Source organism: Bacillus sp. 22483, from assembly GCF_052044605.1.
Classification (GTDB): Bacteria; Bacillota; Bacilli; order Bacillales; family Bacillaceae; genus Bacillus; species Bacillus altitudinis.
The window spans coordinates 354,621-379,996 of sequence record NZ_JBQENU010000002.1; the positions used below are offsets into that span (position 1 = coordinate 354,621).

A 25,376-nucleotide genomic window follows, 5' to 3' on the forward strand; every position below is an offset into this window, starting at 1 on the left:
CTGCGAATTGTGTCAATTAAAGCTGACGCAGTTCTTGTTTGATTTCAGTTTTACCTTTTGTTTTTTCATCAATGTCTTTGATTTTCTTTGCAGGTGTACCTGCTACAACCGTGTAAGGCTCGACATCGTTCACAACGATCGCTCCAGCTGCTACAACTGCACCTTTTCCAATTGTCACACCTTCTAAAACAACAGCGTTTGCACCGATGACAACATCATCTTCTACTACAACTGGCTTAGCAGAAGGCGGCTCAATAACACCTGCAAGAACAGATCCCGCACCGATATGACAGTTCTTACCTACTGTCGCACGGCCGCCAAGAACAACGTTCATATCAATCATCGTACCTTCACCGATGACTGAACCGATATTAATAGAAGCACCCATCATGATGACTGCATTATCGCCAATTTCCACTTGATCACGAATGATTGCACCTGGCTCAATACGTGCTTTAATGTTTTTCAAATCCAACATAGGAATCGCAGAGTTACGACGGTCATTTTCCACGACAACATCTTCAATTTTGTCTTTGTTTGATGCTAGAGCTTCTTGAATTTCGCTCCACTCACCGAAGACAACACCAGTGTTACCTGTGATAAATGTTTTTGCATGTTCACCAAATTCAATACCTTCTAAGTCCCCTTTAATGTAGACTTTCACAGGTGTTGATTTTGTACTATTTTGAATAAATGAAATAATTTCATTAGCGTCCATTTGTTTCATGTATGTATGTCCTCCTCTTAATTTATACTTCATTACTGTACCAAAGGAGAGTTTTAATGACAAGTGAAAGAATTGTCTGCGCCTTGGCAAATAAAACAAGCGGGCCTCTTTATCCCGCTTCTTGCTGGTGAAGATGAACAAATTGTCTCCCAAAAGAAATCAATTCCTCTTCCTCGTTTCCTTCTGGATTCAGCTCTATTTTGATGGATGGTAGAACGATATCACCGCCCAGCTCCTTCACTTTTTCTTCAATTAAATCCACAGCTCCACAAAAATGTTCATAAGATGTATCTCCAGAACCGAATACAGCAAATGCTTTACCCGTCAAATCAAGCTCTTCCATTTCTTCATATAGATCAATAAAATCATCTGGAAGATCACCATCTCCCCAAGTATATGCACCTAACAGAATGTGCGAGTAATCATGAAGAAGTTCAGCATCAATATCCATCGCTTCATGCCGGTCCACGCTAGCCCCAGCTTCCTTTAATCCTTTTTCGATTAAATCAGCCATTGCTTCTGTATTTCCTGACATTGTGGCATACACCAATAAAACTTTTTTCGTCACTTTTTCTTCCTCCTTATTAATGAATCAGTGCAGGTTCCTCATAAGGCCTGACAAACTTACTTTCATATAAACCCGCACAGAAAAAATTCTCCTTTTGATTGGCGACACGAAAACCGTGCCCTTTGATCGTATCAAACCACTTGAGCTCTTTTTGCTCTATATCAAGCTGATACACCTTAGAAAATCCATGCTCGTCCTGTGAGGTGGTCACGTACACAATGCCGTTATCCTCTGACACATCCAAAAATGATTCCTCTCGCGCAAAAGCTTGTGATTGAATATCATGCAGCATATTTGTATGTAAGTCTAAAATTTGAACAGATCCTCTTTTCCCTTTTTTAGAGCCCAACGCACAGACAAGGAGGTGTTCCCCGCAAAGCAACATAGAAGCAGTCATTCGGTGCTCTTCTCTGTTTAGGAGAAAAATCTGTTCACTTTGCAAGTCATACACCCATATTCCTCCATGCACCTCATGAATCTGTGTTCCAATATAAAGATAATCACCGGCTACACATAATGAGCGAATCACAGGGGGCTGATTTACATGAGCAAATGGCTTCATAATTTCCCAGGAAATTCCGAAATCGGTTGACACATAAATACTATGCTTTCCATGTGCGCATACAAACCCATCTTTGCGTCCTGTAATAGACCAAACAACTGCATTTGTCGGAAAAGATGATAGCGCCCATGTGTGGCCCTCATCTCCTGATCGTATGACAGTTCCATTTTCACCAACACCGAACAAATACGGACCAATATAACTGATAGCGTGGATTTTATGCTTAAGCTTAAAAAGCTGCTGCCATCCGCCCTCCACACTGTAATGAAAAATACCTTCTCGTTTGACAGCAACAAAGTAGCCGCCACTTTTAGACGCAGCAACAGCTGTCGCACCTTTATGAAACATGATTTTCAACTCTTTTCTCAGACAATGATGCCCACGTTAAAAAGCTCGTTGCAAACTCCTCACAGCACGCCACATCTTCATCTGTATCTGGCGCAAGTTCCATTTTCAATGTTTCAGGAAATACGGATGCACCTGTCGATTTCAGCATGTCATGAAAGGTATGAACAGCCTCGCAAAACTTCGGATAACTGTAATCGCCTGATCCAAATACCGCCGCTTTGATGTGACTAAGTTCAAGTGCTGAGACCTCGTCATAAAAATCTTCAGCTTCATAAGGTAAATCACCGTCACCCCATGTATAAGAGCCGATCATGACATAATCGTATGAAGAAAGATCTTCTGCACTTGTGTCGTCAAATTCCATCATCTCTGTCTCTATCCCTTTTCCTTCAAGCGTTTGTTTTAAGATCGCTGCCATATCTTCCGTATTGCCAGACATACTCGCAAATGCAATTAGTGCTTTCATCTATTGGTCACCTCATCTAAATGATAATCATTTTCAATTATTATATGTACACTTTAAATGATAATGATTTTCATTGTCAAATGTTTTATGAAAAGGTGCTGTTCAAAATACACATGACGTACATCAAAAAACCGCTCATTCCAATTGGAAGGCGGCTTTAATTGATCATCACTCTATCTCTTTGTGATGTACTCTTTTTTTATTTCTGAATAAAATATGGACCGCAATCGGTTTCGTGCGTCATCACAAATGTCCAATTTTCTTCCCAATCCATGACATACAGATCGCTATAGTCCATGTGTCCGTCTGTATATGGCAATTCCTTCACTGACAGGTCAGCGGCGTTTTCAAACAGATACGCTTCTTGAGTAAATTGATAAAAAAGAGTACATGTATGCTTTGATTGCTGATGAAAGGCGTTTATCGCTGCCTCTTTTTCAAGGCATTCAACTTTTCCCCAGCTACATAAGTGCCATAGGAAACCATCCATCCCAATCTCTTTTTGTTCTTCTAAAGAAAGATGACTTGCAAAACGTCCACGCCATCTCTCGCGTAAATAAGTTCCCCACTTCGGTATATCCGTCTTCTTTTTTCGTTGATTTCTCATCATTTCTTCCAGCTTTCTGTTTTTTCAGTATGAAACAGGTAAATCTATTAGAAACCTAATCAAACCACTTATCCTAAAAAAGCACCTCCTCTTCCAGAAGTACTTACACTGCCTCACTTTCAAGCATTTCTTTTACCACACCAACAAATGCTTGAACCTGTTTTAACTGAAAAGAGGCTTCATATCCTAACAGCCAAGTGTCACGTCCGATTTGCTCTCCATTTGCGTCTACGAGCGGAGTTTTGTGTACACTTTTCTCATGATCATATAAGGTGACCGAAGGCAAAATGGCGTAGCCGATACCGTGATAGGCCATTTGTTTACATGTCTCAATCTGGTCCACAAGAATCGTCTGTTTTGGCGACACTTTAAACTTTTGATGCCACCAGTGCTGAATTTCTTGATAATAGGTGCTATCACTTTTAAATTGAATAAACGGGCGTTCTGTCTCAATTAACTCATCCACGTCCTTGATGACAGAATCGACTAAATATAAATGATCGGTCATTAAGTATTCCTTAGTGCCCTTCCAATCAGGATTCCCGCGAATGATGCCGATGTGGACATGGTCTTCATACAGACTTTTAAGCATCTCACTGCTCCAGCCTGTCACAAGAGATACTTTGGCATTTGGGTATTTCTCGACATACCGCTTCAGCACCTTTGGCAGCCAGTGCTGACCAATAATGGACGCAACTGCAAGCTTGAGTGTACCGTGAATGTCTCCTTCAAGCTCGTCAATTCTCTCTCGCACTCGATCCTGCTCAGTCGTGACCTCTTTGGCGAATTGAATAATCTGTTCGCCAGCTGAAGTGACTGTCAAGCCTTTTTGTGAACGAAAAAAGATTTTGGTTCCCCACTCTTTTTCAATCGTTTGCAGTCTTTGAGATAAGGCAGGCTGAGAGACAAAGAGCCGCTCTGAAGCCTTTCTCATATTCAATTCCTCACTAAGTACAACAAGCATATGTAACTCTTGAAGCTGCATGAACGCCCTCCTTCTCTTGATAAGTTTTTCTTATTTTATATAGTCATTATATAAATAATAGCTTATGAAGGCAAAAAAAATAAGCTGGGCTGCAGCTCATTTTTTTGCGGAATGAATGACCTCATTTAAGCGCTTTAATACAACACGCCGAGTGAAAATTCCTTCGAATACTTGCTCTTCATTTTCCACACAAACAAATCCATTATTCGTTACAGCGTGAACACCTTTTAAAACAGGATCCGTCGTTTTCAGTCTTGGAATATCTGATAGCATGACCTCTTCTACCTTCAATTGGTCGAGCTTTTCAAATTCAATTCGTTCTAAGCCAAAGATTTTATCCATGATCATATTTGTTCCAATTAACCCATGAAGGTGATAAGAAGCATCCAGAACAGGTATGGCTGTATATCCTGTTTTTGTCAGGACCAATAGGGCGTGCTCAAGATTATTTCCAATTTGAACGTGTGCCACTTTATCTGCATCAATCATATGCTCAGCTACTGTTGACTCAAGTAATTGAGCCGGTTCTATCTCTATCATGTTTCTTCGACCCCTTTTCTCTCAATCATCAATCATACATTCCCCTTTAACATTAAGCATAAACTAAAACGAATTTTGTCGAAAGATTTTTTTCTGCATAAAAAAGATACTCAGCGTAGAGTATCTAATAGAATGTTCAATCGATATTAATTCTCAAACCTTACTCTGTCATACAATGTGATCAATTTCTTATACGTATTGTCGTCGACATTTTTTGTTCCACATTCTATATCATTGATCTCACTGCTTAGTAATTCGACAGCATATTCCTGATTCAGTAATACGTTTAATAATAGCTTTTTCTCTTCTTCATTAAAACGATTTTCGATGACGCTCATTCAACATCAGGCCCCCTGTTTCATATATGCTTTTATATTGATTAGCAGGCGTTTGAATGTCTGCTTCCTCTCTATACAGCTAGAATAAGGAACTAGAATCGAATCGTCAACCGCACGTTTCGACAACGTTTGGAGAAAAATGACGGAATTTATTTTGTGTATCGATTGGCGTAGCAAAATGCTGCGTATGAGTCAGGTTTTATTTTTGCTTCAATTCCCATGGCTGTGATCATTCCGGTCATTTCCTGGATCAGCTCTTTTGTACTTCCCTTTTTGCCAATATCTAGATGGACTTCAAAACGAAGGTCTGCCCCTTCCTCAGCAAACGGAAGAAGCAAATCCATCAGTTCTGTTAAAGGTCCCTCAAGGATGTCTGCACATACCTTTTGGCTAAACGCTGTCTCTAATGAAATTTTTTCTCTAAGACTTTGTACAGGCCGATTCAACACTTGCTGCGTGAGACAGCCCCAAGCTCCTTTGCCGATCCGGTGAAGATGAATTGCAGTCATAAATGTTGTGACATTCTGATTGACCTGAGAGTCCGTACCAATTGATAGTACATAAACAGATCTCGGGTCTTTTTGAATAAAGTCTTTCATTCTCATGACAACATCAGAAAACGCTAAATGCTCTTCAGAAAGATTAAAGAAAAAAGAATCACTCACAGAAAGGAACTCCTTTTTAATGGTCTCTTATCCGAATATTGCACTGAATGATCATCTTCCATTTGTTCATCACTTATGAAGTGTATGCTTCCGCAATCAACGAAGGAATTCTTAGAAAAAACATTTCATACGATTCAGCTTAGGATTGTAGAAGCTCAAAAATCTCAATCGAAATCATATCAATGTTGTCAAATGGGAAAGTGTTTGGCTTATCCCCTTGTTGAAAAACAGTCAATTCAAACGTTTGATTCTTTTCGAAATACTTAACACTACAGATTTTCTCACCGTTCACTTCGAAATAACGCTGTGCCGGCTCGTTTGCAGCTTCTGCTGTCTCTTGAAGACTTTGCAGCCTTGTAATGATACCCATTAATTGTGACATTCTAAAAAAAGACTCCTTTCAAAAAAACAACTCAAGATGAACCCGTATTGATTATACACAAGTCCTACAAAGCATCATACCATAAAGTGTTCTCAGATGATATTTTTCCTCTTGAATTCAAAAAAAGAAAAAGAATCTGTTTTTTTATTTTGAGTCTTTTTTCTTATCTCATGCATCTTGTTTTTTATAAACCGGCCGATCTCATCAGGCGTTTTGCAATTTCGTCAAAATCTTCTTTTGAAATACCTGGAGCAAACTCTTCCGGCAAATCTCTATAATCTGGCACGGGTGCACCTTTTGGCGTACCCTCAATAACTGTCAGCGGCTTTCCATCAATCGGATGGTTTCCTTTCCAAATTTGATTGATATCCTTATAATCCGTGTCACTAAATGTATACAGTTTTGTATGAACATTTTGATCTTCAAACTTTCTTGCAGAATCAAAGTATTTATTGTCGAGATTTGGAATCGGCAGCATCTTCCCAACATCTACCCCTGTCGCTACCTCAAGGGCTTTTGCATACGCCACAACATGTACGCCGCCTCTGACAAGTAAATAACCGATCATTTCTCTTGCCGTAGGGTGATCCGTCATTTCATATACGCGCATTTTATGCGTACGAGCTCCGCACTCTAGGAAGAAGTTATGAAGAAGATCCAGAATCAAATTACCACTTGAGAACACATTCTCACCTGTCCACGGCTTTGCCATGGAGTCAAACGGATAGCCTGTTTGTGCCGTTTGGATAAAATGCTGCGTATTTCGTTTATCAACAGCCGCTTTCATCGGGGTCGTATCTGGATCGCCTCCATGAGTGGTTCCCGTAATCATGAGATTGACTGCAGTTGTCACAAGCTCTACATGACCGAATTCTTCAGCTGTAATACTTGATACAAGATCATAAAATGGTTTGAGCTTTCGTTTCCCTCTAAAGTTAAACGATTGAAACATGTAGTTGTTTAATGTGGACATTTCACCAAATTTTCCGCCGAGTAATTCTTGCACAGCCGCTGCACCATTTGCATCTGGGTGATCAGGCATTGGTAAATCAATCAGCAGCCGCTTGTCACGTTTGATCATGACTTTTCCCTCCTACTGTCTAACTATCATCATTTAAGGTGTATGGATGAATTGGGATGTCCTATGCATGAAGGGAATGATTGGCGCACAAAAAAAACTTGGCGGGGGTAGCGCCAAGTTTTTTGGATCTTGATCTGATAGAGGGGTTGGGGAACAGAGAGTAGCTTCTCTCTATAACTAAATGATAATGATTATCAGTTTCATTGTCAACCATTTTTTCTATCTTTTTTCTAATAAAAAAACAGCCATGACGGCTGCTTTTAAATTAATCCTTCCTGCTCATATAGATAAGCATACGGAAGATCTACAAACAAATACACGTCTCCCTCTAACGGATAAGAAAACGTACGTATTCGTTCTCCAGTTTCTAAATCACTGTAGATATCGCTGAAAAATCCTTTTCCGCTAATTCTCATTTGAAGAATATTCGCTAGAAAATAAGGGCGCCAGCTCCAGTTTTTCTCTATATACTCTGGCTGAAACAGCCATTCTTTCTCTTTCTTAAACACATTCCCAGTGATTTGAAACCCTTCTTCATTACACATATAAATGCGAAAGCTGCAATCGGTTAGTTCATGTGCCAGTTTTTGTATAAGTTCATCATTTGTGCTGCATGATTTTTTTAACGTACTGACGGCTTGATGTATTCGCTTATAAAAGGTTTCAGAATGTTCATAGACAGCTTGGAGTTTCTTTTTCTCATGGGCAATGAATTGCTGAAATTCTTCTTTAAGCTGTTCTTTTCGTTTGTTCCGGTCAATTAATTGTGCCGCAGGCTCGTGAAGGTAGAAGCCTTGAAAATATCTTCCGCCATTTCTCCATGCATATTGCAGCTGAAAATTCGCTTCAATATCTTCATAGATTAAAGCCGCTCCTATTTTTCTTGCAAGAAGTGAAATGCTGTATAACACATATTCATAGGAAGGAGATGGAGACGAAGCTCTTAAAGCCTGTAGATCTATTTTTAATAGATCAGGTGAAAGCAGAGCAATCCGGTCAAGATTGCTGCTTTCTTTTCCTATATTAGATACGGCGATTTTGATCCCATATGTACGATAATACGTTAACGTATGGTAAAGCTGTTCAATGTCGCCGCTAAACGTATGTTCAGTAATTTCAATGACAAACCGGCTAAGCCGAATACCCTTTGCTTCATATTCTTTTAAAAGTTCTAAAAAACTTTCGCCATGATCAAGCATGAGGACGTTCGCATCATGATTAATAAAGATGAGCAAATCTTCATCTGCGGTTGTGAAGAGATCAAGCGCTTGACTTAATACTTTGTGATCTACTTCCAATTTATATTCGTCAGGAATAGATGAATCCGTAAAGAAGGAGCCTAGACTAACTGTTCCCGACTCAAGCTTCATTCTTCCAAGAATCTCATAGCCTATCACTTTTTGTTCCTCCGCACTGAAGATCGCTTGATAGTGCGGGAAAACATCTTCAATATTCGTTAAAATATCCAATGGATCGACCATTTTCATCACCTGCTTCTCTCTTTGTGTGATTATACCATATCAAAAGCAGGTCTTACACGGTCATTCAAAATGGTGATTGGTTGAGCCATTGCCCCCCATCCATCGTGATACAATCTCCATTAATATAAGATGCATGCTCAGATAATAAGAAACTCGCAAGTTCTGCAATTTCTTCTGGTGTGCCAAGTCTACCGAGCGGAACACTATCTAATGTTCTTTGGGCAGCCTCTTCTGATTCCCACAGTTTATCTGCACCACCTGTTCTTTCAATGGGCCCCGGCGCAATGGCATTTACGCGAATTCGATATTGCTTTCCCCATTCGACTGCAAGCGTTCGGGTAAGCGACAGTACGCCTGCTTTTGCGGCTGCTGAATGCGCTACACCAACACCAGCCCCCCATGCATATGTGGCGACCATGTTGATCATACTTCCACTTTTCTTTTGACGAATCCAATAGTTGCCCACTGCATGGCTGCAAAAAAAGGTGCCATTTAGCACAATATCAATGACCGCTTTCCAGCCGTTAGGAGACAGTTTTTCTGCTGGAACTAAAAAGTTCCCTGCTGCGTTATTAATAAGTGCATCCACATCACCAAATGTATCTACCGCAAACTTCACCATTTGATCAGCATCTTCTGGATGTCGCACGTCCATTTGAAAATAAGCGATCGAACCACCTTTCTGTTTGATTTCATTTGCCGTTGTTTCAAGGGTCTCTTCTGTTCTTCCAGTAATCACAACATTCCAGCCCCCGAGTGCCAAATGAGTCGCCATCGCCTTTCCCATTCCGCTTGATCCTCCTGTGACAATCACTGTTTGCTTCGTCATTTGTTCTCCCCCTTTGTGTGTTTTGAATGACTATTCATTCATTATTCGTCTATCATATCATGATTCCCCCTCCATGCACCATATAGGAGATTCATCAAAAATCATGCTATACTTAATTTTATTTTTAAAGGAGTCTTATATGAAGCAACTTTCCCGTAGGCAGTTTTTAAAAGGAGCAGCTGGTGCGAGTATTCTCGGACTTTTGGCGACCACATCCGGTTATGGCTATGCTCGGTACATTGAGCCGCGCATGATCGACACCGTATCACTCACCATTCATGATGCTCAGCTACCGGCTTCTTTTGACCAATTTAAAATTGCGCAATTTAGTGATGTTCATTTAAGTGATACATTTTCGGCAAAAGATTTAGAGACTGTTGTCCAAAAGATCAACGCTGCATCTCCAGATCTCATTGTGTTTACAGGTGACCTTGTTGATTTTGAAGCATCGATTGAAGAACATGAAAAAGCCAAAACCTCTTTGTCTAAGCTTGATGCTCCGTTTGGAAAGTTTGCCATATGCGGAAATCATGACTACGGACCCTTTGGCATTGATGTATATGAAGAAACGATGAAAGCTTGCGGTTTTACATTATGTAAAAATGAAGTGTTTCACTTAGAAAAAGAAGGCGGACGCATACAGATCGCTACACTGGATGATCTCATGATGAGTATGCCTGATTACCATTTCATCAAACGAGAAGTCTCTTCTGATCTCTTTACGTTATTGCTTGTGCATGAGCCTGATGCCGCACTAGAGCTTGAAACAACACCTATTAACTTGCAGCTTTCTGGGCATACGCACGGCGGTCAAATACAGCTTCCTTTCTATGGACCGATTCTCACAGCACCTTTTGGGCGTACATATGTCGAAGGCTTATACGGTAGCTATCAGCACCGTATCTATGTCAACCGCGGGCTTGGGACAACTAGACTGCCGCTTCGGTTTTTAGCCAAACCTGAAATCACTTTTTTCACCTTAACATCTCACGTGTAAAGAGAAGCCAAATCACCTTTTCCTGCATATGTATAAACAAAGATCATTCTCATGACAAATGTTAGGAGAAACCTTACTGGGCCTGATCCCGTCCATATAGTATATGTGAGGCGGGGATCATGGCTTCTTTTATTTGAGTAAAAGGAGTGTGCTTTCGTGCTGCGATACACGGTAAAAAGTGGAGAAACACTTGCTTCTATAGCACTTGATTTTCGAACAACGACAGATGCTTTAAAGGCTGCAAATCCGTCACTTCAAGCCCGCGAGCCAGAACAAAATGAAGTCATCATCATCCCTGGGTTACCGGATCCTAACACGATCCCTTACCGCATATCTGTGTCAATTTCAGCGAAACGTCTCGTGCTGTTTTCTGGATCACAGCTCTTGCGCTCATACCCGATTGCAACCGGCAGAATATTAAACATGACACCAACAGGTTCTTATTATATTGTCAACAGACAGCCAAACCCAGGAGGTCCCTTTGGCGCCTATTGGCTGAGCCTTTCAAAAGTTCATTACGGCATCCATGGAACGAATAACCCGTCTTCAATTGGTAAAGCTGTGTCTAGAGGGTGCATTCGCATGTACAATCAGAATGTCATCGAACTTGCTTCAATTGTTCCAAATGGAACACCTGTGACCATTAGCCAGTAGGAGAAATCAATTGTACGAATGGTTAAAATTTTATATGATAGAAAGTGGGATCTTCAGGTTAAGGAGCGTATTTATGGATATTTTTAAAAACAGAAATTTTGTTCGTCTCTTTTTTGCAGCACTTGCCTCGCAAATGGGGACAACAGTAGGCAATATGGCGTTTGCCTTTTATTTGCTCGATCATTTTAGTCATCAGCCCGCTTACGCCACTTTAGCAGAGCTAATGTATTCACTGCCTACGATCTTTGTCTTTTTTATGGTCGGTGTGGTCGCAGACCGTTTTGATCGTAAAAAAGTCGCAGAGAATTGTGATTGGATACGAGCTGGGCTGACGATCGTTTTATTTATCGTCATTTATTTTAATTCACTGCCGCTTATTTTCTTGATCTTGTTTATACGAAGTGCCATTACGAAGTTCTTCTATCCAGCTGAAGCCTCTCTCGTTCAGGCCATTTTAAATAAAGATCAATATGCAAAAGCTGCTGGTTTAAATCAGATGCTGTTTAGTTTGTTTATGGTATTTGGTGTTGGAATTGGTGCCATTATGTATAAAACGATTGGACTTCACGGTGCCATTACCATTGATTTGGTCAGTTTTATTATTTCCGGTATTCTCATTCGATCATGCAATATTCCAATTGAAGCACGTCAGCCAAATGGACAAGCAGGCTGGAAAGGCATGACCGTTAAAACATCTCTAAAAGATTTTAAAGAAGGCATTCTCTATATTTTAAAAAATAAATTATTGGCTTCTTTAATTTTTGGCTTTTTTGTTTTTGGTCTTGTGAATGGCGCATTTGCCGTTCTTCCGATGTTTACAATGAAATACGGTCTTTCACCGGACCATTTTGAACTGCATACATCCTTTTTTACGATCGCGATCGGTGCCGGACTTCTAGTTGGAAGCTTACTTGGCTCTATTCTTGCGAAAAAGGTAAAGATGCAATATCTCATGTCGATTCCAATTCTAGTTGCAGGTATTTTAATTTTTGTCCTTGGTTCTACCCATACATTATGGTTATTTTATGTCACATCATTTGTCATTGGTACATGTATTGGTCCAGTCAACATTGTCATTGGAGGCTGGCTCCCAAGAATTGTTCACCCTCGTCTGATGGGACGCGTATCAGGGTGGGTTGATCCGCTCACCATGTTTGCACAATCAATGACGCTAGGTTTAATTGCCGTGTTATTTCCAAAGCTCATCACCAATGTTTCTTACATTTATTACGGAATGGGTATTATTATTTTACTCGTCTTTCTTTTTTACTTCATTACACTGCCAAAGTTCAGCAGAGAAGCTGCTGACTTAGATGTACAGCGTGAATTAAAAGGTCAGGGAGTACAATAGATGAGGCTAAAAGGACTTTCTTCTATAGAAAGTCCTTTTTTCATGGCAGTAACACAAACGACGCTTATTTTTTCTGCTCATCGAAATGAATTGAAGCAAAATGAACGATTCTATCGACTGTATAAATGCTAATAAATAAGATGAGAAAAAGAAGAAGAGGATGAATCGGTCGATCATCTATCACGTACACAATGCCTCCAACGACAAAAGCGACCAATAAAGGCGTTAAAATATCTTTCAATCTAAACCGTCCTTTCTGTTCTCATTGACTTTGATCTTCATATTTTATAACACATTTCCCTTTTTATGAAATAAAAGGAATGTGCATAAAATTGCAACAATTTTAATAAAAAACCTTTACATTATTGGAAGTTTTATAGTAGGATAGTCAGGTTGGAGGTGAGGGGTATGCTAAAAAGCTATTATTTTATTCATACAAAAAATGATCAAGGACAATACGTTGTACATACAGAAGACTGCGCATTTTTAGGTGATGCAGCAAGCCGTACGTTGATTGGTCTACACATGAACAGTGAAAGCGCCATGGATGAAGCCAAAAAAATGACGAGTGAAACTGATTTTAACGGCTGTTTTTACTGTGCTTATTCTAGCCATACGAAATAGTCCATGTTTTTAAGCCATATGTTTGACTTTGATTGTCTTGCATATGGTAGATTTTACACGATGAACCATCTATACATTGATAAACTACCCATTGATTCAAATAGGTAGTTATCTTGTTATGATAGTTCACTTCGTATACATTTCACTACATCCTCTAATGATCGAAAACAAACGATCTTTTAACTTATGCACCCCTACTGCATCTTCTACCAATGCTCAGCCAATTCATACCACTTGAATATTTAACATAATGGTATGCTTTTCATCTAAAACAGCGAGACATTCATCATAAAAGTGATAGAAAGATGTGTCGACCCCTTCAAATTTCAGCAAAGTTTCAACATCATGATTTTTGGCTATTTTAAATAATAACCATGTAATCTTATTGCTTTTTACAATAAGTCTATTTGCAATTTACTAATAAAAACGTATAATTTATACTAAGCACAGGAAGACGAAAGACAAAGGAGAGAAAAAATGGACGATTATGCTCATACTAAAGACATAGAACCTACAGCAGAAAACATCGCAAAAGCCATTTATACTGTTAACCGCCATGCTAAAACCGCACCAAATCCCAAGTTTCTTTATCTTTTGAAAAAACGTGCGCTGCAAAAACTATTGCAAGAAGGTAAAGGAAGAAAAGTGGGCCTACATTTCTCTAACAATCCCAGATATAGTCAACAACAGTCCGACGTGCTGATTGAAATCGGAGATTATTATTTTCATCTGCCACCAACTAAAGAAGACTTCGAATTTTTGCCACACTTAGGAAATTTAAATCAATCATATCGCAATCCGAAAGCGAATATGTCATTAAATCGAGCAAAACAAATACTTCAAACGTATGTCGGTTTAAAAGAAAAACCTGCCGCCACAAAACAAAAATCACATTATACAAAACCCGTCTTCAAACGGCTCGGGGAAAGTTATTTTTAAACAGAAAAAACCACTCAAAGCGAGTGGTTTTTTTCTTTAGATAATAAAATGATCTACTTTTTCAATCAGCTGATGAATTTCTGGTTTACTAATTTGATCATCTGCACCGATGGTTTCCCCTTTATGACGCAGATCGTCCGTAATTAATGAAGAGAAAATGAGAATTGGAATGGACTGTGTTAAAGGGTTGTCCTTCAGCAGTTTTGTTAATCGATGTCCATCCATTTTTGGCATTTCTATATCTGTAATAATCATATCAATTTCTTCTGTCACACTAATGCCTTTACTGACAAGATCCATGACATGGTCATATGCTTGTTTCCCATCTTCAAAGGTTACAATGTTTTTATAGCCTGCCTCGGTTAATTCATTTGTTAATAAGCGCATGAGAAGCGGAGAATCTTCAACAACATACAGCTTCTTCCCTGTTCTTCTCTCGTCTTTCTCACCGTCAAACATATGATATGTGTCTACGCCAGATGCGGATTCAATATCATAGATGATTTTTTCGTAATCTGGAAGGAAAATCATTTTCTCGTCAAGCTTGATGATCCCTGTTAAATGACGATCCATTCCTTGATTGAGTGCAGTTGGTTTTTCAATCTCTTCCCAACTGACGCGGTGAATTTGTGATACCGTTCCTGTATGGAACACAAATTTCCGTTGGTTGAATTCAGTCACAATGTATTTCTCTTGTTCTGACTGATCTGACTCGACATTAAAAAAGGAAAATAGATTGATGACTGGTAAAATCTCGCCTCGTAAACTAATCATCCCTTCTACATCTTGGTGAGAGTGCGGTACAACTGTCACCTCAACTGGCTGAATAATTTCTCTTACTTTCATGACGTTAATGCCGAATTGATTTGAACCAATTTCAAACTTCACAATTTCCAATTCATTAGTACCAGAGTCAAGTAAAATTTCTTGTTTGTTTAAAGCCACGGAAATCCCTCTATTCTTCAATATAAGATTGTACTTTTTATATCGACAGCATGGGTAAAAAGTTGACGTTTCTTTACGCTTTCTCTCGCACGAATTGATGAATCACAAGTCCTATGGCTGCAAGGATGAGCAAAGACCCTAATGCAAGACGGCTTGCGAGATTCCCATGTGCTGCAAATAGCAGTGTGACGGAGCCATAAATGATGGGACCAACAATTGAAGACACCTTTCCCGAAAACGCAAAGAGACCAAAAAATTGCCCTCGTTTTTCTTTAGGCGTCAGCTCAATAATGAGGATTCGTGATGATCCCCAGCTTGCGCCAAGTGAAATGCCGAATAGACTGCCTGCTACCCAGAAGACCCATTCAGTTGTCGCTGTCACAGCTAGAATGAGCGCCACAATTAAAATGACATACACGACTGTAATCGAGCGCTTTGCCCCGATGGCCTTTGTGACATATCCGAATAGAAACGAGCCAATGATACTTGAAATCGTGGACACAAGATACAGCAAAATAAATTGACCTGCCGTAAAGCCAATGATAATTTTTGCATAAACCGCCATCATCGCAATCGCTGTCTGCAACGCATCATTCATAAAAAAGAAAGCGATCATAAAAATAAAGGCCGGTTTGTACTGCTTCATCTCTTTAAACGTACGAATAATCTCTTTATACCCGCTGAAAAAAGACGACTTTTTCTCTTGCTGCGGGAGAGGTTGAGGATCTTTTATAATAAAGAGAAAGGGAAGAAAAAAGAGAAAGAATAAAAAGGCTGTCGGAATAAATGCTTCATGAAACTGGTCATTTCCTACAAGTAAATAAACAGAAAGGCCGACAAGTGTACCTAAATAGCCGACAGCAATACCGAATCCAGAAATGAGGGGGATTTCATCCTTTGTCCCAAGATCGGGCAAAATGGTGTCATAAAAAACAAGACTAGAGTGATAGAAAAATTTGGCGATGACGAACAAGGTAACCACCACCAATAAGGAGACAGGAAGACCAAACCATTCGCTTGAGAAATCAACCCCAGCAAAGATCCCCATCATAAAGGTACAGGCAATACAAATCAAGGTAAACACCGTGATATACCGCTTCTTTTTCCCTGTACGATCAATCAGCACACCATATAAAGGCGTAAAAATAACGAGGAAAAAGCTTGCAAGTGCGTTCGCATAAGAAATAAATGTACTGGCGATTTGATCCATCCTCGCACTGTCGCCTATCGTCTCCTGCAAATAAAATGGGAAGAAAATGGTGATCATATTCGATGAAAATATCGTATTTGCAAAATCATACAATGCCCAGGCCAAAACAGGTGCTGTGAAAAAGAGCCCGAAGCTTGCCCCTTTTTTCTGAACAGTCATTTTCCCTCTTTTCAATAGATTGACTCCCTTCTCTGCTTTTATTTTCACTATCATTCTACTTTATGTGACGTTTCCCTCTTCCATACAAGCAATCTATACAAAAAGCACCCCTTACTATTTAGCAGAGGTGCTTCTCTTCATTATTTCTTTACGACAATGGTACTTGCAATCAAGTCGTGAAGTGCTTGTTTTTTTTCTGTGAAAAACGCAATGATGTAGCCAATGAATAAGATTGGAGACAAAAAGCCTTTTGCAAAAAAGCGGCCTGTCGCGCGCCCGAATGTTATTTTTCCACCCGTTACTTTTGTCACTTTGATGCCAAGAGCCATCTTGCCAAGAGTTCCTTGCAACTTTGATGATTCCATGATCGCATAATAAAGCCAAGTCACCGCGATACCGATTAAGGTCGTTACGCCATAGAAAAAGAGAAGGCCCACAATGACTGCCCATTCTTCATCCGTGATCACCGTTGAAGAATAGTAATAGCTATCATCATACATTAAAAATGCCGCCTCAGGGCTTGAGACAAAAAAGAGTGTTGCGAGAATAAATACAATGATTGAAAATGGTACACTAATAATGACACCGTCTAAAAGATGAGCAAGAAAACGATAACCTACTCCAGCTAGTTCAGGATGTTTTTCTTCTTGAATAGGTGCTTCTGACATGTTTGTTTCCATCCTATTTCTCCTTTATTATGTATGTTTTCTATAAATTTCTTATAATCATTCGTTATTATATCTTATGAATATCGCAAGATCAATGGAGCTTTACATTTTTACATGAATTTTAGATCATTTTTAAATGATGATTTATGTGAATAAATACTGAAAATTCACGAAAATTATGGCACATCTAGTTCTTTCAACGCCTGATTTTTTAACATTTTGTGATATTTTCCTCTCATTTCGATTCTTCTGTTGACAATCACGTTTCACATGGTACAATAGTCAAGGATTTTTTAAAGAAAGGTGTTCATGATGGGAACTGTCGTACTATTAAAGAACAACGAAATGACTGTGATTGAAGATATTTGCGAAGCTGATTTTTTAGATATGAAACATGGTTTATCTAATGAAGATGCTGCTTATATCTCTTGGTATGAAGATTACGATACTGCTTATGGATATTGATTTCATTTCATAGATGAAGCGTAAAAAAAGGCGATACAACCTTCAAAGAGGTGGTATCGCCTTTTTACGTTTGTGTGCTTCTTTCACTTTCAGGTTCTACATGAATAAAGATTTGTGCATGCGGAAACGCCTGCTGAATGTTCTCTTCAATTCGATCACATAATTGGTGAACATCTTCAATGGTTGTTTTTCCATGAACAATCAAATGAAAATCAATATATTCTTCAGCACCGGATCGTCTTGTTCGAAAGTCATGATATTCAATGAATTCTTGGCTGAATGTTTGAATGATGGCCTCTATCGCTTGTTCTTCTTCCGGGGTTAACCGGGCGTCGACAAGCGGCGGGAAGGCTTCCTTCATGAGTTTAAATGCTTCACGCATAATATAGAGCGCTAGCACCATTCCAATAATCGGATCGAGGAAATACCAGTCCGTTAATGCAACAAGCAATAAACTAATGGCAACCCCTAGTGACGTAAACACATCTGTTAAAAGATGCAGTGCATTCGATTTCATGGCAACAGAATGTACTCGCTCTGCCTCTTTGTTCACAACTCTTGACACAACAAAATTGATAAGTGCGCCGATCAGCATGACCACAATACCAAGTACCGGCAGTTTAACAGGCTCAGGATGCATTAATTTATGAACACATTCATAAATGATCCAAATCCCAGCAACAAAAATCAACAAAGTTTCAATCGTTCCAGAAATATTCTCAACTTTCCCATGTCCATAAGGATGTTTTGAATCTGCCGGCTTTCTTGAAATACGAACAGAGATAAATGCAATAAAAGAGGCCATTAAATCGAGAAAAGAGTGAATGGCTTCTGATAAAACCGCAACAGATCCAGTTAACACCCCTACAATGATTTTAAGGACCACAACAAACGTATTACTCATGACTGATAAAAAGGCTATTTTCGATGTCTTTGCTGATTGATCCATCTATTATCGTCCTCCTTCAGGAGATCGTATGCCTGTGAAAGCAATTCCCATGACTTGATTCTCTCGTTCTTTCAGTTTATACCGTTTTGCCTTATTCTAATCATCTTAAGCAGAGCTGTATTTTCCGAGCAGGTTACGCTATAATAAATGTTGCTCTTTCTTCATATATCACTCATGCTGTGATGGATAGGAGAATAGACTACATATAACGATATCCGAAGCCTTTCCGCAGGTGACATTTATGCAGTGAATGGTAAAATAGGATAAAAACATAAATTTTTAAGGTGATGAGAAATGGAGCATTTGCTGAATCCAAGAGTAAAGGATATTGAAATTTCAGGCATTCGAACATTTTCAAATCTCGTATCTTCATATGAGGATGTCGTTTCATTGACCATAGGTCAGCCCGATTTTTATACGCCGCATCATGTCAAAACAGCTGCCAAAACAGCCATTGACGAGAATTTCACCTCGTATACTCATAACGCTGGGTTTTTAGAGCTAAGACAAGCGATCCAGCAATACATCAAAAAGAAAGTCCATCTTGATTATGATGCAGAGACAGAAATCATTGTGACAACAGGTGCGAGTCAAGCAATTGATGCTGCGTTTCGAACCATTTTGACTGAAGGCGATGAGGTCATCCTGCCCGGCCCTGTGTACCCTGGCTATGAACCGATCATTCGGATGTGCGGTGCGGTGCCCGTGCATATTGACACAACAAATGCCGGTTTTAAATTAAATGCCAAGCTGATTGAAGATGCATTAACGGAAAAGACAAAGTGTGTTGTCCTTCCATACCCTTCAAATCCAACTGGGGTCACGCTATTAGAAGAAGAATTGAAAGAAATTGCACAGCTTCTTGAAGGAAAGGATATTTTTATTCTATCTGATGAAATTTATAGTGAGCTGACATTTGATCGTCCACATCATTCCATTGCTTCTTTCTTAAAGGAACAGACGATTGTCATCAATGGACTGTCAAAATCTCATAGCATGACCGGATGGAGAATCGGCTTTTTATTTGCTTCCGCTCCTATTGCTAAACATGTATTAAAAGTACATCAATATAACGTGTCTTGTGCCTCGGCTATCTCACAAAAGGCGGCACTTGAAGCAGTGACAAATGGTGTGGATGATGCACTGATCATGAGAGAGCAATATAAGAAAAGACTCGACTATGTATATGATCGCCTCATTTCTATGGGGCTTCCGGTCATTAAGCCTTCCGGCGCTTTTTATATTTTCCCTTCCATTGAATCGTTTGGGATGAGTTCATTTGATTTTTGCATGGAGTTGTTAGAAAGTACAAAACTTGCGGTCGTACCTGGTTCTGCTTTCTCTTCACTCGGAGAAGGATATGTGCGCCTTTCCTATGCATATTCACTTGAAACGTTAAAAGAAGGACTTGACCGTCTCGAACAATTTGTTCTTGAAAAGCGTTCCATACAATCAACAGACGGATGAAACAACGGCTCTCTTGCCGTTGTTTTTATTTTGCGGGAAACATGATGTGAAACACAGTCCCTTTCTCTGGGTGGCTATCTACCCGGATGGTTCCGTTGTGATTTTCTAAAATATTAAATGTCACCATGAGCCCAAGCCCTGTTCCCTTTTCTTTTGTCGTTAAAAAAGGTTCACCGATCCGCTTCATGACCGATTCAGGAATACCAATTCCTTCATCTCTAATCGTGACAAGTATCCCTTCTTTTTCGGCTTTGGCGGTAATGTCTACCTTCCCTCCGTCTGGCATGGATTCGACGGCATTTTTGATTAAATTGATAAACACCTGCTTCAGCTGGTTTTGATCCCCATTCATCAGGAGATCCTCCTCAATATCACTTGTGTTCATCAAAATTCCATTTAAGTTGGCCTGTGTTTCTAGCAGAGCGGTGACTTCGCTAATGATTTTTTTCAAATCAAGCGTCTGCATGGATGCCGTTTGCTGCGGCTTTGCAAGCATTAGTAGCTCACTTAAGATGATTTCAATCCGGCTCAGCTCAGAGAAGACAATTTCAAAATATTGATCACGGTCTTTTGTTTTTGGTTTAATGAGCTGTAAAAAGCCCTTAATCGCCGTCAGTGGATTCCTTATTTCATGTGCAATGCCTGCTGCCAATTGACCTGCGATTGATAATTTTTCAGAGCGCAGCATGAGTTCTTCTGTCTGTTTTCGTTCAGATATATCTCTTAAAATAATTTGAACGGCTGTTTCACCAAAAAATGTGGTAGGGATACAAACCATTTCTGTATAAATCAACCGGTGTTTAAACGTATGGCAGCTCATCGTCACAATCTCAGAATCTGATGCTCTTTCGATAATACGTGATATGCTCTTTTTGACTTTTTGCTGATCACATGAATGGATTTGATGAAAGATATCTTTTCCGATTAATTTATCGTAATGTTCGGCTTCAAATAATTTAATACCTGATTCATTCATAAATACCCATTTATGATCGTGGATGACGGCAATGGTATCAATAGAATTTTGGATAAGCAGCTGATACCGCTCTCTGCTTTTCTGAAGAACGGTTTGAAATTTCTTACGGGAAGAGATGTCCACTAATAGTAAAAGTTCTGCCCGTTGATTTTGATAAATTGCCGGAGATGACTTCACTTCAATATGAATCATGCTCCCGTCTTTCCTTTTCCATATTTGTTCAATCATTCCGACTGGAAGGCCTTGCTGCAGTCTTTTGATTCGGCTTCTCACAATGTCATGATACTCCTCGGCAATAAAATCAAACGCAGACTTGCCGATCATTTCATCTTTTGTACATACACCCATTAATTGCAGCATCGCATCGTTGGCATACACAATTTTCCCAAGCGCCGTAATACATAACGGATTTGGCAGCATGGCAATCAGATTTTCAGCTTCACTGACATCTTGGAAAGCCGGTAGACTGCCTAACGACTGTTCTGACATTTCTGTTGGTTGAAATGCTGCTTTTTGAGGCTCTGTATTCATTACCCTCATTTTCAGGATCATTTCTCTACTTAAATCGTTGTCTAACCCATCACAAGCTACAAAATCAATGCTTGCTTCTACCCATACAGCTGTAAGATCACTTCTAAGCAGTCTAAAGTGGCAAATCTCTAGCATGTGCTGATTATAGAAATAACTTTCGACGAGAAATTGATCTTCGGTATGAACAAAGTCTTTCAAAAAACACCCTAGTAAATCCTTTTGTTCATAGAGCAAAAGCTGCTTACAATTGGAAGAAATGTAGAGAAAGCGGCCATTAGAAGAAAGAACGGCATGTAAATCAATATTCGAGTACAGCTGATTCGAATCTTTCATTTTTTGTTCCATCGTCGTCCGACCCTCCTTTAATTTTTTTAGGGTTGTCCTTAGTTTGATGTATAAAAAGGATTCGCTAGAAAAACCGTATTTTCCTCCCAATCTCGTGTGAAACGTCCATATTTTCAGCAAAAAGGGAGCACTTTCTCTTGCTGTGCTCCCTGCTGTTTATTGCTTTTCATATTTCTTTTGTAATTCAACGTACTTATCAACAATTTTACTTGGAATGGTTTTAATGACAGGATCTTTATCTGATACATACGGTGTGACGACACTAAATGCCACTTTCGGATTGGAAGAAGGATAATATCCTCCAAAGGTTAAATTGTACGTGGCATTCCCCCACCAGCTCCGGTTGGCACCATAGTAGAAGGTTTGGGCTGTACCCGTTTTCCCTGCAACATCATGCTGACCGAACCGGCCAGCGGCAGTCCCGCCTGTTGATGTGACCATTTTTAGTCCCATTTTGACACGGTCGATATCTGCTTTCGAGTTGTTAATGGTGTTCAGCACCTTCGGCTCATATTTCTTCACAACAGGGCCTACTTCTTCCTTATTCGTTGGAAAGTGAACACTTTTCACCACTCTTGGCTGAATACGGTTACCTCCATTTGCGATGGTCGACATGTATTGTGCGACTTGAAGTGGTGTATACGTGTCATACTGACCAATCGCTTCATCAAGCAAGAGTCCGCCGACTGTCTTAGGATGCGTCTGCATTCCGCTTGATTCCTGCGGCAAATCGATGCCTGTTTTCACGCCAAGACCGAATTGCGCATAGTAGTTTCTCATTTTTTGTAAGTGTTCAGGTCTTGCCGGTAACGGGCCATTCTTTTGGTAGGTGATTCCTGCCATTCTCATCGCTACTTGGAACATGTATACGTTGGAACTCTTTTGAAGAGCCTGAAGGTCGTTGACCCATCCAAGGTCTTTGTAAGACTTTTTCGGTTTCCCTCCAGTTCCTGCAAAATAGAGCCCAGTATCCAAATAGGATTGGTTGTGTGACATGCCATCTTGATAACCAGAGAGGACAGTAGCTCCTTTGACAACAGAGCCCATTTCATACTGTGTCGTAAATGTTCCGATCGCATAATCTGTGACGTCTCTTCCGTCCATTTTCTTCCCTGACATTGCGAGAACATCACCTGTGTTAGGGTCCATCATCACAACAAAGGCACGGTCCATCATATAGTTTCTTGCACTAGCGGATCTTAGCTCTGATTCAACGATTTTGTCGACTTCCTTTTGCAGCTCCATATCAAATGTGAGTGCAAGGTCAAGTCCTCTTCGTCCTTCTGTCCGCTTGATTTCATCAAGCAGTTTTCCGCCGACCTGTGTATATTGAACAGTTGCTTTTTCTGGATTGAGAAAATCCTCATATTGATATTCTAAATAACTTTTTCCTACTCGGTCATTTCGCGAGTAACCTCTTGCCATATAGTAATCTTCACGCTCTTTTATAATGCCTTGCTCTGGGGTGGTGACACCGCCAAGGACATTATAGAGGGTTTTTTCATACGGATATTTCCTTGTCCAGTCATTGATGACATTTACACCAGGCAGTTCATCAAGATGCTCTGATACAAGTGAGATCTCTTCGTATGTCAAACTTACGGATGATGTCTGTTTTGATTCTTTAGTTTCATCAAGCAGCGCAACTTTTTCGTCCCCTTTTTTCTCTTCGTTCGGGTCCATCGCTTTCACGATTTGAGGTTCAAAGGCATATCCGCCTGTAAACCTGCGATAGATCGCTGCAACTGCTTTTTCCTCTGCATCTTTTTCGATCGCCTTGATTTCTTTCTTAGGCACACGCTCTACTTGAAGAGGATAGACATCTTTTGATTTAAGATTCTTTTGCTCTGCTTTTGAAATGAGCTTATCCGCTTCTTTCGGATGGCTGGCCAGCCAAAAATCTCGAATGTCACGCTCTCTCAAAAAATCTGTATCCATTTTTATATAAGTCGCAAGTTTTCTTGCTACTTTAATCTTATCCTCCGCTTTCACACCGCTTTCTGATGTATAAACGATGGCAGGAACACTTTCGTTATCAACAACGACTCTTCCTCTCGCGTCATACATTTTTCCTCTTGGAGACGGGTATGATGCTGTTTTGACCTCAGTTCGGTTGGCTTGCTTTTTATAATCCTCACCATTGACGATTTGCAGCACACCGAGCTTGATGACAAGTCCAGCAAATAAACTAAATACAGCGAAGAAAAAGAGATTAATTCTCCAGGCGTTCCGGCGCTTCATTTTTTTCTGCTCGGCAGCACCTTGATGCTGTTTCTCTCCCACTTATGTAGCTCCTCTCATCCTTTCAATCTTTTACAATTACCACTCTTTATTGTAACACTTTTGTAATAGTTGTTACAGCGAAACAAGTGAAAAAAAGCTGTCAATCCCTATTCTGCAAAAAAATATACTAACACTTTAAAATATTGGTATGTTTATGTCGTTTTCTTTAAATAGAAAGATTCTCCATTCATTGATATGAGGAGATTCTTTCTATGACTTTAACAAAAATGACAAATGGGCGTTGTCAATGGAGGATGCTGGTACGTTTATAACAAAAAGTCCATGTTATGATTTTCTGTGAGAAAACAAAACAAAGATTTTAGGAGGAGTTACAAAATGAAAAAGAAATCATTCATTTTTTCAGCGCTGACAGCTGCTGCATTGATCACGTTCACTGGAGGGCATTCAGCTGATGCGAAAGAGCTTAACCTGAAACAAGTCATAAACGTACAGCATCAAGCCATTGATCTTCATACATTAGCTGCAAAATTACATATCTCTTCAGATGTAAACAAGCTAAGCACTTCAAATCAAAAAGAGATCGAAGCTCTATTAAACAAGCTGATCAAAAGTGGTCAACCTGTTACTGGTACAAAAGTGGTGAAAGAAGTAAACAAAGCAAAAAATGAGCAAAAACAAGAATCAGTGAAAAAACCAGCTACTTCTAAACCAAGCACACCAGCAAAAGAAAACACAACGAACAACAGCTCAAAATCTGATCAAAAAGACACAACTGCAACAAAAGCAGACAGCAGCTTAAATGCATTTGAACAAGAAGTGGTTGAGCTGACAAATAAAGAGCGTGCAAAACAAGGCTTAAAAGCTCTTTCTGTTGATTCTAAATTAAGCAAATCTGCTCGCGCTAAATCACAAGATATGAAAGATAAAAACTATTTCTCTCATACAAGCCCAACTTACGGATCTCCATTTGATCAAATGAAGCAATTTGGTATCACGTACAAAACAGCAGGTGAAAACATTGCGCAAGGTCAAAGATCACCTCAAGAAGTAGTAACAGCTTGGATGAACAGTGAAGGTCACAGAGCGAACATTTTAAACAAAAACTATACACATATCGGTGTAGGTTATGTAAAATCTGGTAACTACTGGACGCAGCAATTCATCGGAAAATAAGATCAAAAAAACCTGTCTCTTTTCGGGACAGGTTTTTAGTTTGTTTTCTTTTTTCAGCCATGTGAGGGCTTGTTTACACGCTACAAACTGTTCCACCTAG

Annotated in this window: 28 protein-coding genes; 8 read left to right on the forward strand and 20 right to left on the reverse strand. The window is 39.7% G+C overall.

From position 1 onward, the window contains the following. Positions 1–16 precede the first annotated feature (16 nt). The 13 genes from dapD to fadH form a co-directional block, all read right to left on the reverse strand. The gene (dapD, locus tag ACTJJQ_RS04740) at positions 17–727 is read right to left on the reverse strand and encodes a 2,3,4,5-tetrahydropyridine-2,6-dicarboxylate N-acetyltransferase (protein WP_008347987.1); all 711 of its coding nucleotides are present in this window, start codon (positions 725–727) and stop codon (positions 17–19) included. Positions 728–836: 109 nt separating this feature from the next. Beyond that, positions 837–1,295 (reverse strand): flavodoxin, encoded by a 459-nt coding sequence (locus ACTJJQ_RS04745; protein WP_008347989.1) that lies wholly within the window; start codon positions 1,293–1,295, stop codon positions 837–839. A gap of 16 nt (positions 1,296–1,311) precedes the next feature. Continuing rightward, a complete protein-coding gene (locus tag ACTJJQ_RS04750; protein ID WP_242731929.1) occupies positions 1,312–2,205 on the reverse strand; it encodes a WD40/YVTN/BNR-like repeat-containing protein in 894 nt (297 codons plus the stop codon). Next, complete coding sequence (locus tag ACTJJQ_RS04755; protein WP_017359419.1) at positions 2,195–2,671, reverse strand: flavodoxin; 477 nt, start codon at positions 2,669–2,671, stop codon at positions 2,195–2,197. Before ACTJJQ_RS04755 ends, ACTJJQ_RS04750 begins: the two co-directional genes overlap by 11 nt. 199 nt (positions 2,672–2,870) lie before the next feature. Beyond that, positions 2,871–3,278 carry a DUF4275 family protein gene (locus ACTJJQ_RS04760; protein WP_017367152.1) on the reverse strand — a complete coding sequence of 136 codons (408 nt, stop codon included), beginning with the start codon at positions 3,276–3,278 and terminating at the stop codon, positions 2,871–2,873. 103 nt (positions 3,279–3,381) lie between these two features. Beyond that, positions 3,382–4,263 (reverse strand): LysR family transcriptional regulator, encoded by an 882-nt coding sequence (locus ACTJJQ_RS04765; RefSeq protein ID WP_007498669.1) that lies wholly within the window; start codon positions 4,261–4,263, stop codon positions 3,382–3,384. 96 nt (positions 4,264–4,359) lie between these two features. Further along, on the reverse strand, positions 4,360–4,803 hold the full coding sequence (gene cbpB / locus ACTJJQ_RS04770; RefSeq protein WP_007498671.1) for a cyclic-di-AMP-binding protein CbpB: 444 nt from the start codon (positions 4,801–4,803) through the stop codon (positions 4,360–4,362). A gap of 146 nt (positions 4,804–4,949) precedes the next feature. Continuing rightward, positions 4,950–5,141 (reverse strand): antirepressor AbbA, encoded by a 192-nt coding sequence (gene abbA / locus ACTJJQ_RS04775; protein ID WP_008347999.1) that lies wholly within the window; start codon positions 5,139–5,141, stop codon positions 4,950–4,952. 149 nt (positions 5,142–5,290) lie between these two features. After that, complete coding sequence (locus ACTJJQ_RS04780) at positions 5,291–5,806, reverse strand: ribonuclease H-like YkuK family protein (RefSeq protein ID WP_008348001.1); 516 nt, start codon at positions 5,804–5,806, stop codon at positions 5,291–5,293. Between the two features lie 139 nt (positions 5,807–5,945). Further along, positions 5,946–6,188, reverse strand: a complete 243-nt coding sequence (locus ACTJJQ_RS04785) for a YkuJ family protein (protein ID WP_003212254.1) — start codon at positions 6,186–6,188, stop codon at positions 5,946–5,948. A 184-nt stretch (positions 6,189–6,372) separates the two neighbouring features. Then, positions 6,373–7,269, reverse strand: a complete 897-nt coding sequence (locus tag ACTJJQ_RS04790) for a manganese catalase family protein (RefSeq protein ID WP_007498675.1) — start codon at positions 7,267–7,269, stop codon at positions 6,373–6,375. A 260-nt stretch (positions 7,270–7,529) separates the two neighbouring features. Continuing rightward, on the reverse strand, positions 7,530–8,750 hold the full coding sequence (locus tag ACTJJQ_RS04795) for an EAL domain-containing protein (RefSeq protein ID WP_284565334.1): 1,221 nt from the start codon (positions 8,748–8,750) through the stop codon (positions 7,530–7,532). A gap of 64 nt (positions 8,751–8,814) precedes the next feature. After that, positions 8,815–9,579 (reverse strand): 2,4-dienoyl-CoA reductase, encoded by a 765-nt coding sequence (fadH, locus tag ACTJJQ_RS04800; protein WP_138278462.1) that lies wholly within the window; start codon positions 9,577–9,579, stop codon positions 8,815–8,817. A 139-nt stretch (positions 9,580–9,718) separates the two neighbouring features. On the opposite strand from fadH, the gene ACTJJQ_RS04805 reads away from it, so the two are divergent. The 3 genes from ACTJJQ_RS04805 to ACTJJQ_RS04815 all read left to right on the forward strand — a co-directional run bounded on the left by ACTJJQ_RS04805 (position 9,719) and on the right by ACTJJQ_RS04815 (position 12,581). Continuing rightward, positions 9,719–10,576 carry a metallophosphoesterase gene (locus tag ACTJJQ_RS04805; protein WP_039168707.1) on the forward strand — a complete coding sequence of 286 codons (858 nt, stop codon included), beginning with the start codon at positions 9,719–9,721 and terminating at the stop codon, positions 10,574–10,576. Between the two features lie 156 nt (positions 10,577–10,732). Next, positions 10,733–11,230: a L,D-transpeptidase family protein gene (locus ACTJJQ_RS04810; protein WP_008348009.1), complete on the forward strand. Its 498-nt coding sequence runs from the start codon at positions 10,733–10,735 to the stop codon at positions 11,228–11,230. A gap of 73 nt (positions 11,231–11,303) precedes the next feature. Further along, positions 11,304–12,581 carry an MFS transporter gene (locus tag ACTJJQ_RS04815; RefSeq protein ID WP_008348012.1) on the forward strand — a complete coding sequence of 426 codons (1,278 nt, stop codon included), beginning with the start codon at positions 11,304–11,306 and terminating at the stop codon, positions 12,579–12,581. 64 nt (positions 12,582–12,645) lie between these two features. Here the strand turns inward: ACTJJQ_RS04815 and ACTJJQ_RS04820 are convergent, their stop codons facing one another. Beyond that, on the reverse strand, positions 12,646–12,822 hold the full coding sequence (locus tag ACTJJQ_RS04820) for a hypothetical protein (RefSeq protein WP_284565062.1): 177 nt from the start codon (positions 12,820–12,822) through the stop codon (positions 12,646–12,648). Between the two features lie 167 nt (positions 12,823–12,989). On the opposite strand from ACTJJQ_RS04820, the gene ACTJJQ_RS04825 reads away from it, so the two are divergent. Continuing rightward, complete coding sequence (locus tag ACTJJQ_RS04825; RefSeq protein ID WP_008348016.1) at positions 12,990–13,205, forward strand: hypothetical protein; 216 nt, start codon at positions 12,990–12,992, stop codon at positions 13,203–13,205. A gap of 477 nt (positions 13,206–13,682) precedes the next feature. Continuing rightward, on the forward strand, positions 13,683–14,144 hold the full coding sequence (locus ACTJJQ_RS04830; protein ID WP_007498684.1) for a YkyB family protein: 462 nt from the start codon (positions 13,683–13,685) through the stop codon (positions 14,142–14,144). Between the two features lie 36 nt (positions 14,145–14,180). On the opposite strand, the gene ACTJJQ_RS04835 is transcribed toward ACTJJQ_RS04830, so the two are convergent. The 3 genes from ACTJJQ_RS04835 to ACTJJQ_RS04845 all read right to left on the reverse strand — a co-directional run bounded on the left by ACTJJQ_RS04835 (position 14,181) and on the right by ACTJJQ_RS04845 (position 17,138). Then, complete coding sequence (locus ACTJJQ_RS04835; protein ID WP_008348035.1) at positions 14,181–15,089, reverse strand: chemotaxis protein; 909 nt, start codon at positions 15,087–15,089, stop codon at positions 14,181–14,183. A gap of 73 nt (positions 15,090–15,162) precedes the next feature. Further along, entirely contained in the window at positions 15,163–16,473 is a 1,311-nt protein-coding gene (locus ACTJJQ_RS04840; RefSeq protein WP_242731923.1) for an MFS transporter, read from the reverse strand. A gap of 125 nt (positions 16,474–16,598) precedes the next feature. Next, positions 16,599–17,138 (reverse strand): RDD family protein, encoded by a 540-nt coding sequence (locus ACTJJQ_RS04845; RefSeq protein ID WP_007498690.1) that lies wholly within the window; start codon positions 17,136–17,138, stop codon positions 16,599–16,601. 300 nt (positions 17,139–17,438) lie between these two features. Here ACTJJQ_RS04845 and ACTJJQ_RS04850 point away from each other — a divergent pair, with 300 nt between their 5' ends. Beyond that, positions 17,439–17,591, forward strand: coding sequence for a hypothetical protein (locus ACTJJQ_RS04850; RefSeq protein WP_017367142.1), 153 nt, complete (start codon positions 17,439–17,441; stop codon positions 17,589–17,591). A 64-nt stretch (positions 17,592–17,655) separates the two neighbouring features. Here the strand turns inward: ACTJJQ_RS04850 and ACTJJQ_RS04855 are convergent, their stop codons facing one another. Continuing rightward, on the reverse strand, positions 17,656–18,540 hold the full coding sequence (locus ACTJJQ_RS04855; RefSeq protein WP_017359428.1) for a cation diffusion facilitator family transporter: 885 nt from the start codon (positions 18,538–18,540) through the stop codon (positions 17,656–17,658). Positions 18,541–18,834: 294 nt separating this feature from the next. Here ACTJJQ_RS04855 and ACTJJQ_RS04860 point away from each other — a divergent pair, with 294 nt between their 5' ends. Next, on the forward strand, positions 18,835–20,007 hold the full coding sequence (locus tag ACTJJQ_RS04860) for an aminotransferase A (RefSeq protein WP_019743910.1): 1,173 nt from the start codon (positions 18,835–18,837) through the stop codon (positions 20,005–20,007). A 25-nt stretch (positions 20,008–20,032) separates the two neighbouring features. On the opposite strand, the gene ACTJJQ_RS04865 is transcribed toward ACTJJQ_RS04860, so the two are convergent. Together ACTJJQ_RS04865 and ACTJJQ_RS04870 are read right to left on the reverse strand one after the other, a co-directional pair. Next, a complete protein-coding gene (locus ACTJJQ_RS04865; protein ID WP_440599990.1) occupies positions 20,033–21,859 on the reverse strand; it encodes a PAS domain S-box protein in 1,827 nt (608 codons plus the stop codon). A gap of 156 nt (positions 21,860–22,015) precedes the next feature. After that, positions 22,016–24,142 carry a peptidoglycan D,D-transpeptidase FtsI family protein gene (locus ACTJJQ_RS04870; protein WP_076821792.1) on the reverse strand — a complete coding sequence of 709 codons (2,127 nt, stop codon included), beginning with the start codon at positions 24,140–24,142 and terminating at the stop codon, positions 22,016–22,018. A gap of 336 nt (positions 24,143–24,478) precedes the next feature. On the opposite strand from ACTJJQ_RS04870, the gene ACTJJQ_RS04875 reads away from it, so the two are divergent. After that, positions 24,479–25,276 (forward strand): CAP domain-containing protein, encoded by a 798-nt coding sequence (locus ACTJJQ_RS04875; protein ID WP_017359431.1) that lies wholly within the window; start codon positions 24,479–24,481, stop codon positions 25,274–25,276. Positions 25,277–25,376 lie beyond the last annotated feature (100 nt).